General features: G+C 62.0%; 15 protein-coding genes. 13 read left to right on the top strand and 2 right to left on the bottom strand.

Annotated elements, in window-relative coordinates; translation table 11 throughout:
* Positions 1-26 precede the first annotated feature (26 nt).
* The 11 genes from livH to CRO23_RS22730 all read left to right on the top strand — a co-directional run bounded on the left by livH (position 27) and on the right by CRO23_RS22730 (position 11347).
* Positions 27-953 carry a high-affinity branched-chain amino acid ABC transporter permease LivH gene (livH, locus tag CRO23_RS22780; RefSeq protein WP_015376290.1) on the top strand — a complete coding sequence of 309 codons (927 nt, stop codon included), beginning with the start codon at positions 27-29 and terminating at the stop codon, positions 951-953.
* A complete protein-coding gene (locus tag CRO23_RS22775) occupies positions 950-2233 on the top strand; it encodes a high-affinity branched-chain amino acid ABC transporter permease LivM (RefSeq protein WP_097102982.1) in 1284 nt (427 codons plus the stop codon). The genes livH and CRO23_RS22775 overlap by 4 nt, the downstream gene beginning before the upstream one ends.
* The gene (livG, locus tag CRO23_RS22770) at positions 2230-3000 is read left to right on the top strand and encodes a high-affinity branched-chain amino acid ABC transporter ATP-binding protein LivG (protein ID WP_097102980.1); all 771 of its coding nucleotides are present in this window, start codon (positions 2230-2232) and stop codon (positions 2998-3000) included. The genes CRO23_RS22775 and livG overlap by 4 nt, the downstream gene beginning before the upstream one ends.
* A gap of 268 nt (positions 3001-3268) precedes the next feature.
* Positions 3269-3970 (top strand): high-affinity branched-chain amino acid ABC transporter ATP-binding protein LivF, encoded by a 702-nt coding sequence (gene livF, locus CRO23_RS22765; RefSeq protein ID WP_015376292.1) that lies wholly within the window; start codon positions 3269-3271, stop codon positions 3968-3970.
* Positions 3971-4014: 44 nt separating this feature from the next.
* Positions 4015-5202, top strand: a complete 1188-nt coding sequence (locus CRO23_RS22760; RefSeq protein WP_097102978.1) for an aminotransferase-like domain-containing protein — start codon at positions 4015-4017, stop codon at positions 5200-5202.
* Between the two features lie 187 nt (positions 5203-5389).
* The gene (gene ugpB / locus CRO23_RS22755) at positions 5390-6709 is read left to right on the top strand and encodes a sn-glycerol-3-phosphate ABC transporter substrate-binding protein UgpB (RefSeq protein WP_004934396.1); all 1320 of its coding nucleotides are present in this window, start codon (positions 5390-5392) and stop codon (positions 6707-6709) included.
* Between the two features lie 78 nt (positions 6710-6787).
* On the top strand, positions 6788-7675 hold the full coding sequence (gene ugpA / locus CRO23_RS22750) for a sn-glycerol-3-phosphate ABC transporter permease UgpA (protein WP_015376293.1): 888 nt from the start codon (positions 6788-6790) through the stop codon (positions 7673-7675).
* Complete coding sequence (ugpE, locus tag CRO23_RS22745; protein WP_079452302.1) at positions 7672-8517, top strand: sn-glycerol-3-phosphate ABC transporter permease UgpE; 846 nt, start codon at positions 7672-7674, stop codon at positions 8515-8517. Before ugpA ends, ugpE begins: the two co-directional genes overlap by 4 nt.
* A 5-nt stretch (positions 8518-8522) precedes the next feature.
* On the top strand, positions 8523-9593 hold the full coding sequence (locus CRO23_RS22740) for a sn-glycerol-3-phosphate import ATP-binding protein UgpC (RefSeq protein ID WP_097102976.1): 1071 nt from the start codon (positions 8523-8525) through the stop codon (positions 9591-9593).
* Complete coding sequence (gene ugpQ, locus CRO23_RS22735) at positions 9593-10330, top strand: glycerophosphodiester phosphodiesterase (RefSeq protein WP_016929459.1); 738 nt, start codon at positions 9593-9595, stop codon at positions 10328-10330. The genes CRO23_RS22740 and ugpQ overlap by 1 nt, the downstream gene beginning before the upstream one ends.
* Before the next feature lie 60 nt (positions 10331-10390).
* Positions 10391-11347, top strand: coding sequence for an AEC family transporter (locus tag CRO23_RS22730; protein WP_016929458.1), 957 nt, complete (start codon positions 10391-10393; stop codon positions 11345-11347).
* Here CRO23_RS22730 and CRO23_RS22725 read toward each other — a convergent pair.
* A complete protein-coding gene (locus CRO23_RS22725; protein ID WP_016929457.1) occupies positions 11328-11657 on the bottom strand; it encodes a hypothetical protein in 330 nt (109 codons plus the stop codon). The two genes, CRO23_RS22730 and CRO23_RS22725, sit on opposite strands and share 20 nt — an antisense overlap.
* 151 nt (positions 11658-11808) lie before the next feature.
* Between CRO23_RS22725 and CRO23_RS22720 the strand changes: the two genes are divergently transcribed.
* Complete coding sequence (locus CRO23_RS22720) at positions 11809-12669, top strand: carboxylate/amino acid/amine transporter (RefSeq protein ID WP_016929456.1); 861 nt, start codon at positions 11809-11811, stop codon at positions 12667-12669.
* Positions 12670-12685: 16 nt separating this feature from the next.
* Here CRO23_RS22720 and metR read toward each other — a convergent pair whose 3' ends face one another.
* Entirely contained in the window at positions 12686-13630 is a 945-nt protein-coding gene (metR, locus tag CRO23_RS22715; protein ID WP_016929455.1) for an HTH-type transcriptional regulator MetR, read from the bottom strand.
* Between the two features lie 90 nt (positions 13631-13720).
* On the opposite strand from metR, the gene metE reads away from it, so the two are divergent.
* Positions 13721-16009: a 5-methyltetrahydropteroyltriglutamate--homocysteine S-methyltransferase gene (gene metE / locus CRO23_RS22710; protein WP_079452306.1), complete on the top strand. Its 2289-nt coding sequence runs from the start codon at positions 13721-13723 to the stop codon at positions 16007-16009.
* The last annotated feature ends 73 nt before the right edge of the window (positions 16010-16082 follow it).

Below are 16082 nucleotides of genomic sequence, written 5' to 3'. Positions count from 1 at the left end.
GGGTTTCGCAGCCAAGGGTTCAGAGTATGTCAGAGCAGCTCCTCTATTTTCTGCAGCAGATGTTCAACGGCTTAACGTTGGGCAGCACCTATGCATTGATCGCCATCGGTTACACCATGGTTTACGGCATCATCGGCATGATCAACTTCGCCCACGGCGAGGTGTACATGATCGGTAGCTATGTCTCCTTTATCGTCATCGCCGCCCTGATGATGCTCGGTATCGACGTCGGCTGGTTGCTGATCGGCGCCGCGTTCCTGGTCTCGATCGTCATCGCCAGCGCCTACGGCTGGAGCATCGAGCGGGTGGCCTACAAGCCGGTGCGCAACTCCAAGCGCCTGATTGCGCTGATCTCGGCCATCGGCATGTCGATATTCCTGCAAAACTACGTCAGCCTGACGCAGGGCTCACGCGATCTGGCGCTGCCCAGCCTGGTGACCGGCCAGTGGGTGCTGGGGGAAAGCAACGGCTTCGCCGCCACCATCAGCACCATGCAGCTGACCATCTGGCTCGTGACCTTCCTGGCGATGCTGGCGCTGACGCTGTTTATCCGCTATTCGCGCATGGGCCGTGCCTGCCGCGCCTGTGCGGAAGATCTGAAGATGGCCAGCCTGCTGGGCATCAACACGGACCGGGTGATCTCGCTGACCTTCGTCATCGGGGCGGTGATGGCGGCGGTGGCCGGGGTGTTGCTCGGCCAGTTCTACGGCGTCATCAACCCTTACATCGGCTTTATGGCCGGTATGAAAGCCTTCACCGCCGCGGTTCTGGGCGGTATCGGCAGCATTCCCGGCGCGATGATCGGCGGCCTGGTGCTGGGCGTGGCGGAAGCGCTGACCTCCGCCTACCTCAGCACTGAATATAAAGACGTGGTGTCGTTCGCGTTGCTGATCGTGGTGCTGCTGATCATGCCGACCGGCATCCTCGGGCGTCCGGAGGTTGAGAAAGTATGAAACTCAATCTGCTCAATGCGCTGATCGCCACGGCGGTGCTGTTCGTGATGGCGTCATTCCTGATGGGCATGCAGCTTAGCCTGGACGGCACCAAGCTGGTGGTGCACGGCGCGGCGGAAGTGCGCTGGATGTGGATCGGCATCGGCTGCGTCATCGTCTTTTTCTTCCAGCTGTTGCGCCCGCTGCTGCAGCAAGGATTGAAAAAAGTCTCCGGCCCGGCGTTCGTGCTGCCGAGCTTCGACGGCACCACGCCGCGGCAAAAGCTGCTGGCGGCTCTGCTCATCGTCGCGGCGGTCGCCTGGCCGTTCCTGGTCTCGCGCGGCACGGTGGATATCGCCACCCTGACGCTGATCTACGTGATGCTGGGCCTCGGCCTCAACGTGGTGGTGGGCTTGTCCGGTCTGCTGGTGCTCGGCTACGGCGGTTTCTACGCCATCGGCGCTTACACCTACGCGCTGCTGAATCACTATTACGGCCTCGGCTTCTGGGAGAGCCTGCCGCTGGCGGGCATCGTCACCGCCGCCTTCGGCTTCCTGCTCGGTTTCCCGGTGCTGCGGCTGCGCGGCGACTATCTGGCAATCGTGACGCTCGGCTTCGGTGAGATCGTGCGCATCCTGCTGCTGAACAATACCGAGATCACCGGCGGGCCGAACGGCATCAGCCAGATCCCGAAACCGACCTTCTTCGGCCTGGAGTTTAACCGCAGCGTGCGCGACGGCGGCTGGGATACCTTCCATAACGTCTTCGGCCTGAAATACGATCCGAGCGATCGCATCGTATTTCTGTACCTGGTGGCGCTGCTGCTGGTGGTGCTGACGCTGTTCGTCATCAACCGCCTGCTGCGCATGCCGCTCGGGCGCGCCTGGGAAGCGCTGCGCGAAGACGAGATCGCCTGCCGCTCGCTGGGCCTCAGCCCGACGCGCATCAAGCTGACCGCCTTTACCATCAGCGCCGCGTTCGCCGGGTTTGCCGGCACGCTGTTCGCCGCGCGCCAGGGGTTCGTCAGCCCGGAATCCTTCACTTTCGTCGAGTCGGCCTTCGTGTTGGCGATCGTCGTACTGGGGGGCATGGGATCGCAGTTCGCGGTCATTCTGGCGGCGATCCTGTTGGTGGTGTCGCGCGAGCTGATGCGCGATCTGAATGAATATAGCATGCTGCTGCTGGGTGCGCTGATGGTGCTGATGATGATTTGGCGGCCGCAGGGGCTGTTGCCGATGAAACGGCCGCAGCTGAAGCTGCAGGCGGCGGACATTCACGCGGGCAAGGGGGAACAGGCATGAGCGTTCAACCTTTACTGCAGGTGGAAGGCCTGTCAATGCGTTTTGGCGGGCTGCTGGCGGTCAACAATGTCGCGTTGACGCTCAATGAAGGCGAAATCGTGTCGCTGATCGGCCCCAACGGCGCCGGTAAAACCACGGTGTTTAACTGCCTGACCGGTTTCTACCGCCCGAGCGGCGGCACCATCAAATTGCGCGATCGCCATCTGGAAGGGCTGGCGGGGCAGGCCATCGCCCGTATGGGCGTAGTGCGCACCTTCCAGCATGTGCGGCTGTTCCGTGAAATGACGGTGATTGAGAACCTGTTGGTGGCGCAGCATCAGCACCTGAAAAGCGGCGTGTTCGCCGGGCTGCTGAAAACCCCGGCCTTCCGCCGCGCCGAAGCCGAGGCACTGGCGCACGCAGCGGAGTGGCTGGAGCGCGTCGGCCTGCTGGATATGGCCAACCGTTCGGCGGGCAATCTGGCCTACGGGCAGCAGCGTCGGCTGGAGATCGCCCGCTGCATGGTGACCCGGCCGGAGCTGCTGATGCTGGACGAACCGGCCGCCGGTCTGAACCCGAAAGAGACCGACGAGCTGGATCATCTGATCGTCGAGCTGCGCGATCGGCATAAGGTCTCGGTGTTGCTGATCGAGCACGACATGAAGCTGGTGATGGGCATCTCCGATCGCATTTACGTGGTGAATCAGGGCACGCCGCTGGCGCAGGGCACACCGGCGGAGATCCGCAACAATCCGGATGTGATCCGGGCTTATTTGGGCGAGGCTTAAGACTGTGTCCCATCATTGTTCGTGCCATCGTCGCAGACCCAAAAACCCGCTATCAAGGCGGAAGATGAAGAACATAGCGGGACTATGTTCGAATCTGACAACGCAGAGAGCGGGTTTTTGGGGCGCGACCCGCAGGGCTGGGGCTATTTCGCCGCGCCGCTGCGTTACTCACCGTTTATTTGGCCCACCAAACCTCACGGCTCGCGCCTTGCTGCGCAGCGAAATAATCACCAGCGATGCTCACGCACAATGACGGGGCGCAGTCTTTATGTTGTCATTCAATCAGGTATCCGCCCATTACGGCAAAATCCAGGCGCTGCATCAGGTCAGTCTCACGATAAGTCAGGGCGAAATCGTGACGTTAATCGGCGCCAACGGCGCCGGTAAAACCACGCTGCTCGGCACCCTGTGCGGCGAACCGCGCGCCAGCGAAGGCAGCATCGTCTTCCAGGGGCAGGACATCACCCAGTGGCAAACCTCGCGCATCATGCGCGAAGCGGTGGCGATCGTGCCGGAAGGGCGGCGCGTCTTCTCGCGCATGACGGTGGAAGAAAACCTGGCGATGGGCGGCTTCTTCGCCGATCGTCACCAATATCAGCAGCGCATCGAACGGGTGTTCACGCTGTTCCCGCGCCTGCTGGAGCGCCGAAGCCAGCGCGCCGGCACCATGTCCGGCGGCGAACAGCAGATGCTGGCCATCGGCCGCGCGCTGATGAGCCAGCCGAAGCTGCTGCTGCTCGACGAACCTTCGCTTGGGCTGGCGCCCATCATCATCCAGCAGATCTTCGACATCATTCAGCAGCTGCGGGAAGAGGGCATGACCATCTTCCTGGTGGAGCAAAACGCCAATCAGGCGCTGAAATTGGCGGACCGCGGTTATGTGCTGGAAAACGGCCGCGTGGTGTTGGAAGATACGGGGGCTGCATTGTTAGCCAACGAAGCAGTGAGGTCGGCGTATCTGGGCGGTTAATCCGCCCCCCTACGAATTAAAATAATCAGGTACGAGAAGAAGAAATGAAGACAGAAGGGTTACTCGCGCAGCGCATCGTTAACGTAAAAAGTTCGGCCATCCGTGAATTGCTTAAGCACAGCAAGATGGAACACGTCATTTCGCTGGCGGGCGGCATCCCCTCTGATGCGCTGTTCGATTTCGAAGGATTGAGCATCGCCACCCAGCAGGCGATCACCGAACAGCCGAAAAGCGCGTTCCAGTATGGTTTGACCGAGGGCAGCCCGCTGCTGCGCGAGCGCATTTGCGCGCTGTGCGCCGAGCGCGGCGTCACCGCTGGCGCGGAAGAGGTGATGGTCACCGCCGGCTCGCAGCAGGCACTGGATTTGGTGATGCGCGCCATCGTCAACCCGGGCGACGTGTTTGTGGTGGAGCGCCCGACCTACCTGGCGGCGCTGCAAACGCTGGAACTGGCGGAGGCCAACATCATGTCGGTCTCGTCTGACAGCGACGGCATGGTGGTGGAAGAGCTGGCCGAACTGCTGAAAACCCAGCGCATCAAGGGCGTGTACGTGGTGCCGAACTTCGGCAACCCCAGTGGCATTACCCTCAGCGCCGCGCGCCGCGAACTGCTGGTGAAGCTGGCCGCCGAACATAACTTCCTGATCATCGAAGACGATCCGTACGGCGAACTGCGTTTCACCGAAGAGCGCCACCCGACGCTGCATCAGGTGTCGCAGCGGGTGCTGGGCAACACCGACCACATCATCTATACCTCGACTTTCTCCAAGATCCTGGCGCCGGGCCTGCGCTTGGGCTGGGCGATCCTGCCGCCGTTCCTGCTGCATAAAGTGGCGATCATCAAACAGGCGGCGGATCTGCACGCCAGCGCCCTGTCGCAGAGCATCGTCGAATGCTACCTCGGCCTGGATCGCCTGCCGGCGCAGATCGACAAGATCCGCGCCGCCTACAAGCAAAAGGGCGAGATCCTGGCCGGTTTGGTGGAGCAGGAGCTGGGCGACTACATCACCTTCGATAAGCCGAAGGGCGGCATGTTCCTGTGGGCGCGTTTCCGCCAGCCGTTCAACGCCACCGCATGGCTGAACACTACGCTGCAGCAGGGCGTGGTGTTCGTGCCGGGGGAATACTTCTTCTCCGACAACCCGGATCGTTCGACCTTCCGCCTGTCGTTCGCCACCGCCACCGAGCAGCAGATGCAAGAAGCGGTCGCGCGCCTGCGCCGTTCGCTGTAATCCTCGCGGCGGCGGAGCCTATGCCCGCCGCCGACATCAAACCGCCATCTTCACTTCACCTTGCCGTCATGTGGCTGTCATCTAACGGTTATTTTTCTGTCATCCGCGCATGGCATGTTAGCTTCCGAACAAAAAACTGATTCTTTTCGCTCACGCGCTTTTACACCAGCTTTTTCAGGAGTTAGGCATGCTCACCTACGCTATTCGCAAAACCACGCTGTGCGTCGCATTGACCCTGGCGGTCAGCGCACAGGCGCTGGCGGCGACAGAAATCCCGTTCTGGCATTCGATGGAAGGCGAACTGGGTAAAGAAGTGGACTCTCTGGCGGATCGCTTCAACCAGTCGCACAGCGACGTCAAGATTGTGCCGGTTTATAAAGGCAACTACGAACAGAGCCTGGCGGCGGGCATCGCCGCTTACCGCTCCGGCAAGGCGCCGGCGATCCTGCAGGTTTACGAGGTGGGCACCGCCACCATGATGGCCAGCAAAGCCATCAAACCGGTCTATGAAGTGTTTAAAGAGGCCGGCATCAACTTCGACGAGTCGGTGTTCGTGCCGACGGTGGCCGGCTATTACACCGACAACAAGAGCGGCCATCTGCTGTCGCAGCCGTTCAACAGCTCCACGCCGGTGCTGTACTACAACAAAGACGCCTTCAAAAAGGCCGGCCTGAACCCGGATCAACCGCCGAAAACCTGGCAGGAACTGGCGGCGGATACCGCCAAACTGCGCGAAGCCGGCATGAAGTGCGGTTACGCCAGCGGCTGGCAGGGCTGGATCCAACTGGAGAACTTCAGCGCCTGGCACGGCGTGCCGTTCGCCAGTGAAAACAACGGCTTTGGCGGCACCAGCGCCAAGCTGGAGTTCAACCAACCGCTGCAGGTCAAACATATTGCGCTGCTCGAAGCGATGAACAAGAAGGGCGACTTCACCTATTTCGGCCGCAAAGACGAATCCACCGAGAAGTTTTATAACGGCGACTGCGCCATCACCACCGCCTCATCCGGTTCGTTGGCGGACATCAAGCACTACGCCAAATTCAACTACGGCGTCGGCATGATGCCGTACGACGCCGACGCGAAAAATGCGCCGCAAAACGCCATCATCGGCGGGGCCAGCCTGTGGGTGATGAACGGCAAAGACGCCGCCACCTACAAGGGCGTGGCCGAATTCCTGCAGTACCTGGCGCAGCCGGAAATCGCCGCCGAATGGCACCAGAAGACCGGCTATCTGCCGATCACCACCGCGGCTTACGATCTGACCAAGCAGCAGGGCTTCTACGACAAGAACCCGGGTGCCGACGTCGCCACTCGCCAGATGCTGAACAAGCCGCCGTTGCCGTTCACCAAGGGCCTGCGCCTGGGCAACATGCCGCAGATCCGCAGCGTGGTGGATGAGGAACTGGAAGGCGTGTGGACCGGCAAGAAAACGCCTCAGCAGGCGTTGGACGCTGCCGTGCAGCGCGGTGACGTGCTGCTGCGCCGCTTCGAAGCTTCGACCAAGTAACCCCGCGTCGCGGGCCCGGCAGACCGGGCTCGCGTCTTCACGCCGATCCTTCCGTACCCGATTAATGGTTTAACTGCTATGTCATCTTCCCGTCCCGGTTTCGGCTGCAGCTGGCTGCCCTATGCGTTGGTGCTGCCGCAGCTGCTGATTACCGCCGTCTTCTTTTTATGGCCCGCCGGCGAGGCGCTGTGGTATTCGGTGCAGAGCCTCGATCCGTTCGGCCTGTCCAGCCAGTTTGTCGGGCTGGATAACTTTAAACAGCTGTTCCAGGATCCTTACTACCTCGACTCGTTCTACACCACGCTGATCTTCAGCTTTCTGGTGGCGGGCATCGGGCTGGCGGTCTCGCTGTTCTTCGCCGCGCTGGTGGACTACGTGCTGCGCGGCAGCCGCCTCTATCGCACGCTGATGATCCTGCCCTACGCGGTGGCGCCGGCGGTGGCGGCGGTGCTGTGGATCTTTCTGTTCAACCCCGGTCTGGGGTTGATCACCCATTTCCTCAACGGTCTGGGCTATAACTGGAACCATGCGCAAAACAGCGGCCAGGCGATGTTCCTGGTGGTGCTGGCTTCGGTATGGCAGCAGATAAGCTATAACTTCCTGTTTTTCCTCGCGGCGCTGCAGTCTATTCCGCGTTCGCTGGTGGAAGCGGCGGCCATAGACGGCGCCGGCCCGGTGCGGCGTTTCTTCCATCTGGTGCTGCCGCTGATCGCGCCGGTCAGCTTCTTCCTGCTGGTGGTCAATCTGGTGTACGCCTTCTTCGATACCTTCCCGGTGATCGACGCCGCCACCGGCGGCGGGCCGGTGCAGTCCACCACCACGTTGATCTACAAAATCTACCGCGAAGGCTTCGCCGGGCTGGATCTCTCCAGTTCCGCCGCGCAGTCGGTGATCCTGATGTTGCTGGTGATCGGCCTGACGGTGATCCAGTTCCGCTTCGTTGAACGTAAGGTGCGCTACCAATGATTGAGAATCGACGCGGGCTGGACATCTTCAGCCATGTGATGCTGATTATCGGCGTGCTGGTGGTGCTGTTCCCGCTGTACGTGGCCTTTGTCGCCGCCACGCTGGACGACAAACAGGTGTTTCAGGTGCCGATGACGCTGGAGCCCGGCGGCCACCTGTGGGAGAACATTCGCAATATCTGGCAGGGCGGCGTGGGCAACCTCAAGGTGCCGTTCTCGCTGCTGCTGCTCAACAGCGTGATCATGGCGCTGGCGATCACCTGCGGCAAGATCGCGGTGTCGGTGCTGTCGGCTTACGCCATCGTGTATTTCCGTTTCCCGCTGCGCAGCCTGTTTTTCTGGCTGATTTTCCTCACCCTGATGTTGCCGGTGGAGGTGCGCATTTTCCCGACGGTGGAGGTGATCTCCAACCTCAACCTGCTGGATAGCTACACCGGCCTGACGCTGCCGCTGATGGCCTCGGCCACCGCGACCTTCCTGCTGCGCCAGTTCTTCATGACGCTGCCGGATGAGCTGCTGGAGGCGGCGCGCATCGACGGCGCCGGGCCGATGCGTTTCTTCTGGGACATTGTGCTGCCGCTGTCGAAAACCAATCTGGCGGCGCTGTTCGTCATCACCTTTATCTACGGCTGGAACCAATACCTGTGGCCGATCCTGATCACCAGCGACGCCTCGATGGGCACCGCGGTGGCGGGCATCAAGAGCATGATCTCCACTTCCGGCGCGCCGACCCAGTGGAACCAGGTGATGGCGGCGATGATTCTGACTTTATTGCCACCGCTGGCGGTGGTGCTTCTGATGCAGCGCTGGTTTGTGCGCGGTCTGGTTGATAGCGAGAAATAACGACGATGGCAGGATTAAAACTACAGGCGGTCACCAAGTCTTACGACGGTAAAACGCCGGTGATCAAACAGATCGACCTCGACGTGGCGGACGGTGAATTCATCGTGATGGTCGGCCCGTCCGGCTGCGGCAAATCCACGCTGCTGCGGATGGTGGCCGGGCTGGAGCGCACCACCAGCGGCGATATTTATATCGATACCCGGCGCGTGACCGATCTGGAGCCCAAGGATCGCGGCATCGCGATGGTGTTCCAGAACTACGCGCTCTATCCGCACATGAGCGTGTACGACAACATGGCCTACGGCCTCAAGATCCGCGGTTTCGGCAAGGATCATATCCGCCAGCGGGTGGAGGAGGCGGCGCGCATTCTGGAGCTGGAGCCGTTGCTCAAGCGCAAGCCGCGCGAACTTTCCGGCGGCCAGCGCCAGCGGGTGGCGATGGGGCGCGCCATCGTGCGCGAACCGGCGGTGTTCCTGTTCGATGAACCCTTGTCCAACCTGGACGCCAAGCTGCGGGTGCAGATGCGCCTGGAGCTGCAGCAGCTGCACCGACGCCTGAAAACCACCAGCCTGTACGTGACCCACGATCAGGTGGAGGCGATGACGCTGGCGCAGCGGGTGATCGTGATGAACAAGGGCGTGGCGGAGCAGATCGGCACCCCGAGCGAGGTATATCAGCGGCCGGCTTCGCTGTTCGTCGCCGGCTTTATCGGCTCGCCGGCGATGAACCTGCTGCCCGGCACCCTGAGCGCCGACGGCGGCCAGCTGGTGCTGACGGACGGCATGGCGCTGCCGTTGCCGGCGGCCAAGCCGCAGTGGGCGGGGCGGCCGTTGACGCTGGGCATTCGGCCTGAGCATATTCAGCTGGTGGCGCAAGGCCAGGGCGTGCCGCTGCAGCTGCAGACGCTGGAACTGCTGGGGGCCGACAATCTGGCGCACGGCCAGTGGGGCGGTCACGGGGTGATCGCGCGGTTGTCGCATGAAACCTTGCCGGCGGCGGGCAGTACGCTATATTTGCAACTGCCTGCTCAGGCGCTGCACTTCTTTGACACCCACAGCGGATTACGGATGGATTGATGACGAGACCCTGGCCTTACCCTCATATTGTCGCCCACCGTGGCGGCGGTTCTCTGGCGCCGGAAAACACCCTGGCGGCGATCGACGTCGGCGCGCGCCACGGCCACAAGATGATCGAGTTCGACGCCAAACTGGCGCAGGACGGACAAATTTTCCTGCTGCATGACGATACGCTGGATCGCACCAGCAACGGCTGGGGCGTGGCGGGCGAACTGCCGTGGGACAAACTGGTGCAGCTGGACGCCGGCAACTGGTACAGTTCGGCCTTCAAGGGCGAGCGGCTGCCGCTGCTGTCGGAGGTGGCGGAACGCTGCCGGGAACACGGCCTGATGGCCAATATCGAGATCAAACCGACCACCGGCAGCGACGATGAAACCGGGCGGGTGGTGGCGCTGGCGGCGCGGTTGCTGTGGCAAGGGCAGACCGACCCGCTGCTCTCCTCCTTCTCGGTGGAAGCGTTGGCGGCGGCGCAGCGCACCGTGCCGGATTTGCCGCGTGGCCTACTGCTGGAGGAGTGGGACGACAACTGGCGCGAGCTGACGGAGCGTCTGGACTGCGTCTCGCTGCATATCGACCACAAAGCGCTGACCGCCGAGCGGGTGAACGCGTTGAAAGACGCCGGTCTACGCATTCTGGTGTATACCGTCAACCAACCGGATCGCGCGCGCCTGCTGCTCGACTGGGGCGTTGACTGCATTTGCACCGACCGGATAGATTTGATTGGCTCGGATTTTTAATCCGGCGCCGATAAATCCCGCGACGACAAGCCTTGCCGCCGCGCCAACGGAAGGAATGCGATGCCAGGCTTTATGATGTCACTGTGGCACCAGATCGTGCTGTCTTTACCGCTGTTCGCCCTGATCGCGTTGGGTTATGGGCTGATTCGCTGGGGGAAATGGCCCTCCAGCATCACCGATGGCCTGACGCGTTTCGTGTTTTCCCTCGCCTTGCCCGCCATGCTGTTTCGCATGATGTGCGACTTCTCGCAGCGCCCGGCGGTCGACGCCCGGCTGTTGATCGCGTTCTTCGGCAGTTGCCTGATCGTGTTCGTGCTTGGCCGCCTGGTCGCCCGGCACCTCTTCCGGCTGGATGGCGTCGCCGGATCGGTGTTTGCGCTGGGCGGTATTTTCTCCAATAACGTGATGCTCGGTTTACCGATCGCCAGCGTAATGCTGGGGCAGGCGGCGATCCCGTCGGTGGCGCTGGTGCTGGTGTTCAACGGCCTGATCCTGTGGACGCTGGTGACGGTGTCGATCGAATGGGCGCGCAACGGCTCGCCGACGCTGGGCGGCTTCGCTAAAACCGCGCGCAGCGTGCTGACCAACCCGCTGATCGTCGGCATTTTGTCCGGCACGCTGTTTAGCCTGACCGGCTTGCCGTTGCCGGACTTCGTCGATCGGCCGGTCAGCATGCTCGGCCAGGTGGCGGCGCCGCTGTCGCTGGTGGTGCTTGGCATGGGGCTCGCCGAGTACCGCATCAGCGAAGGCTGGCAGCTGAGCAGCGCCATCTGCGTGCTGAAGTTGCTGGTACAGCCGTTGGTGATTTGGCTGCTGGCCTGGATGATGGATCTGCCGCCGATGGAGACCCGGGTTGTGGTGCTGCTTGGGTCGATGGCGGTGGGGGTGAACGTCTACCTGATGTCGCGCCAGTTCAATACGCTCACCGGCCCTGCCGCCACCAGCCTGGTGATGTCCACCGTGCTGGCGGCGATCACCACGCCGCTGATCCTCACCGTTATGGGCGTGCGGGCGTAGCCGGCAGCGGCGCCTGCGGCACCGCCGGCGCGGTGCGATTGAACGGATCGCGCGGCTGGTTGCCGTTAGGCAGCAGTTGCCCGCCGTTCGGCGTGGTTTGCAACAGCTGTTGCCGTTGATTGTCGAACTGTCGCTGCTGCTGCAGGCGGCGTTGATCCATCTGCCGGTTGTTCAACAAGCGCTGTTGCTGCGCCTGCTGGCTGTTTTGGTTGAGTAACTGCTGCTGTGAGCGCAGGTCGGTTACGCCGTTGGCCGCCGCCGCCAACCCAGGCAGTAACAGCAGAGCGAACAGAATGTGAGACGTTTTCATGATGGTTACCTCGCCTTTTTATTAAGCCTAACTCAGCGGTGAAATTTTGCTGGTAGTTTGTCTTTTGTTCAGATGTAAACCGCCTTTCATCCCCTTATGCGTCCATCTTCCGTTACAATCGCCCTTTCGGTCTTTTTAGGGTGAACCCATCGTGCTGCTTTTGGTTATAACCACCATCCTGTGGGCGTTTTCTTTCAGCCTGATCGGCGAGTACCTGGCGGGCCATGTCGACAGCGGGTTCTCGGCGCTGGTGCGCATCGGGCTGGCGGCGCTGGTGTTCCTGCCGTTCCTGCGCTGGCGCAATATCAAGCCCAGGGTGATCCTGCTGTATATGCTGGTGGGCGCCTTCCAACTGGGCATCATGTATCTGTTCAGCTTCCGCGCCTATCTCTACCTGACGGTACCCGAATTCCTGCTGTTCACCGTGTTGACGCCGCTGTACATCACGCTGATCTACGACTTACTGAGCGGCCGCCGTCTGCGCTGGGGCTATGTGTTCAGCGCGCTGCTGGCGGTGCTGGGCGCGGCGATCATTCGCTATCACCAACTGAGCGAACACTTCTGGTGGGGGCTGCTGTTGGTGCAGGCGGCGAACATCAGCTTCGCCATCGGCATGGTCGGCTATAAGCGCCTGATGGAAGTGCACCCCTTGCCGCAGCACACCGCCTTTTCCTGGTTCTACCTGGGGGCGGCGGCGGTGGCGGTAGTGGCCTGGTTCCTGTGGGGCAATCCGCAGCAGCTGCCAACCACCAACCTGCAGTGGGGCGTGCTGATCTGGCTGGGCGTGGTGGCGTCGGGGCTGGGCTATTTCATGTGGAACTACGGCGCGACGCAGGTGGATGCCGGCACGCTCGGCATCATGAACAACATGCATGTGCCGGCCGGCTTGTTGGTCAACCTGGCTATCTGGCAGCAGCAGCCGCACTGGCCGAGCTTTATCATCGGCGGGGCGGTGATCGTCGCTTCGCTGTGGGTGCACCGCCGCTGGGTGGCGCCGAAACAGCTCGGCTAAACGGGGGGCCGACAGTTTATACGCCGGCCGCCAACGCTTTGGCGCCGGTCGCGCCGGGGCGTGCCGCATCGCGCACGAACGGCAGATGATCGCAGGCGTGCTGGCGGGCCGAGCGGATAAAGGCTTCGGTCACCGCCTGGCGCTGTTCGCCGTCGCGCACGGCGGCGTACAGGCGGCTCCACAGGCCGTCACCCAGGGTTTTGGTCACCACCAGCCCCTGCCGTTCGAAACTCTCCACCACCCAGTGCGGCAGCGCCGCAATCCCCATCCGCGCCGATACCATCTGGATCAGCAGCAGTGTGTTATCGACGTTCTTCAATGCCGGGTTAACGCCCGCCGGCTGCAGGAAATGCCGCCAGATATCCAGCCGCTGGCGCTGCACCGGGTAAATCAACAGCGTTTCATCGCTCAAGTCTTCCGGCTCGATGTGCGGCTTGCCGGCCAGCGGATGATCCGGCGCCAGCACCAGACGCACCTCGAAATCGAACATCGGCGAATAGTGCAGGCCGCTGCGCGGTAGAATATCCGACGTCATCACCAGATCCAGCTCGCCCTGTTGCAGGGCCGGCTGCGGATCGAAAGTCACGCCGGAAGTGAAGTCCATCACCACCTGCGGGAAACGCTGGCGGAAGTTGTCCAGCGCCGGCGTCAGCCACTGAATGCAGCTGTGGCATTCGATGGCGATGCGCAGCGTGGTCTGGTGCGGCTCGTGGCAGGCCTGCAGCGCCTGTTGGATCTGCGGCAGCACCTGTTCCGCCAGCTGCAGCAGGATCTCGCCCTGGGCGGTGAAGCGCAGCGGTTGGCTCTTGCGGACGAACAGCTTGAAGCCCAGACGTTGCTCAAGATCGCTGAACTGGTGCGACAGGGCAGACTGCGTCTGATGAAGTTGGGCCGCCGCCCCCGCCAGCGAACCGCTGTTGCGCAGAGCCTGCAGCGTCCGTAAATGTTTCAGTTCGATCATGAGAGTCCTTCACATTGACAGTGAATAAATTGCGCTTGTGGTTAATACAGTACCTGCTGATTATGGATGTGTAAACATCTGGACGGCTAAATGGGGAATATGACGATGGCAATTTTGAATCACACACTGGGTTTTCCTCGCGTTGGGCTACGACGTGAGCTGAAAAAAGCTCAGGAAAGCTACTGGGCCGGCAACTCAACGCAGGAAGAGCTGTTGGCGGTTGGCCGCGAGCTGCGCGCTCGTCATTGGCAGCAGCAACAACAGGCCGGGGTGGATTTGGTGCCGGTCGGCGATTTCGCCTGGTACGATCATGTGTTGACCACCAGCCTGCTGCTGGGCAATGTGCCGGCGCGCCATCAGAATGCGGATGGCTCTATTGATCTGGACACGCTGTTTCGCATCGGCCGTGGCCGCGCACCGACCGGCGAGCCGGCGGCCGCGGCGGAAATGACCAAATGGTTCAACACCAACTACCACTACATGGTGCCCGAATTCCAGCAAGGCCAGCAGTTCAAGCTGGGCTGGACTCAGCTGTTGGACGAAGTGGATGAAGCGCTGGCGCTCGGCCATCGCATCAAGCCGGTGCTGCTGGGTCCGCTGACCTATCTGTGGCTGGGGAAAGTGAAGGGTGAGCCGTTCGACCGCCTGTCGCTGCTGAAAGAGATTCTGCCTGTTTACCAGCAGGTGCTGGCCGAGCTGGCGAAGCGCGGCGTTGAGTGGGTGCAAATTGACGAGCCTGCGCTGGTGCTGGAACTGCCGCAAGCCTGGCTGGACGCGTTCAAACCGGCTTACGATGCGCTGCAGGGGCAGGTGAAGCTGCTGTTGACCACGTATTTCGACAGCGTCGGCCATAACCTCGACACCATTCGCACGCTGCAAGTGCAGGGGCTGCACGTCGATCTGGTCGCCGGTCATGACGATATCGCCGCGCTGAGCGCCGCATTGCCGAAAGACTGGCTGCTGTCACTGGGGGTGATCAACGGCCGCAACGTTTGGCGCGCCGATCTGAGCCGCTGGTTTGAGCGCTTGCAGCCGCTGGTGGGTACTCGCCCGCTGTGGATTGGCTCCTCTTGTTCACTGTTGCACAGCCCGATCGACTTGAGCGTGGAAAGCCGTCTGGACGAAGAAGTGAAAAGCTGGTTTGCCTTCGCGCTGCAAAAATGCGCCGAACTGGCGCTGTTGAGCTCTGCGCTGAACGCGCCTGACGCGGCGAAACAGGCTGAACTGGACGCCTACAGCGCGCCGATCCGCGCCCGCCGTCAGTCGAGCCGTGTGCATAACCCACAGGTTGAGCGCCGGCTGGCCGCGATCACCGCGCAGGACAGCGAACGCCACAGCGCTTACGCCGAGCGCGCCAGGGCGCAGCGCGAGCGTTTCAACCTGCCGGCCTGGCCGACCACCACCATCGGTTCGTTCCCGCAGACCACCGAGATCCGCGGCCTGCGTCTCGACTTCAAACAGGGCCGTTTGGACGGCAATAACTACCGCACCAGCATCGGTGAGCACATCAAACAGGCGATTGTCGAGCAGGAACGTCTCGGGCTGGACGTGCTGGTGCACGGTGAAGCCGAGCGCAACGACATGGTGGAGTATTTCGGCGAGAACCTCGACGGCTTCGTGTTTACCCAGAACGGCTGGGTGCAGAGCTACGGCTCCCGCTGCGTGAAGCCGCCGGTCATCATCGGTGACGTCAGCCGCCCGGAAGCCATCACCGTCGAATGGGCCAAATTCGCCCAGTCGCTGACCGACAAACCGGTGAAAGGCATGCTGACCGGGCCGGTGACCATCCTGTGCTGGTCGTTCCCGCGTGAAGATGTGACCCGCGAAGTGATCGCCAAGCAGATTGCGCTGGCGCTGCGCGACGAGGTGGAGGATCTGGAAAAAGCCGGCATCGGCATCATCCAGATCGACGAACCTGCGCTGCGCGAGGGGCTGCCGCTGCGCCAATCCGACTGGGCCGCCTACCTGAATTGGGCGGTGGACGCCTTCAAACTGAATGCCGCCGTGGCGCGGGATGACACCCAGATCCACACCCACATGTGTTACTGCGAGTTCAACGACATCATGGAATCCATCGCCGCGCTGGACGCCGACGTGATCACCATCGAGACCTCGCGTTCCGATATGGATCTGTTGGAAGCCTTCAAAGAGTTCGAATACCCGAACGAAATCGGGCCGGGCGTCTACGACATCCACTCGCCGAACGTGCCGAGCGTGGAATGGATCGAAGCGCTGCTGCGTAAAGCGGCGCAGAACATCCCGGCAGAACGCCTGTGGGTCAATCCGGATTGCGGCCTGAAAACTCGCGGCTGGCCGGAAACCCGGCAGTCGCTGGCCAACATGGTATTGGCGGCGCAGCGCCTGCGCGAGCACGCGTGATGCCGTGCGGCGGATGAACCGCCGCTTATAGATTTACTGGTGTGATGATTGGGCGCTTCGGCGCCCTTTTTTA

The sequence above is a fragment of the Serratia sp. JKS296 genome (assembly GCF_900215445.1).
GTDB classification, from domain to species: domain Bacteria; phylum Pseudomonadota; class Gammaproteobacteria; order Enterobacterales; family Enterobacteriaceae; genus Serratia; species Serratia marcescens.
Note: the sequence above shows the minus strand (reverse complement) of the source record. Positions and strands in the feature narration are given on the sequence as shown.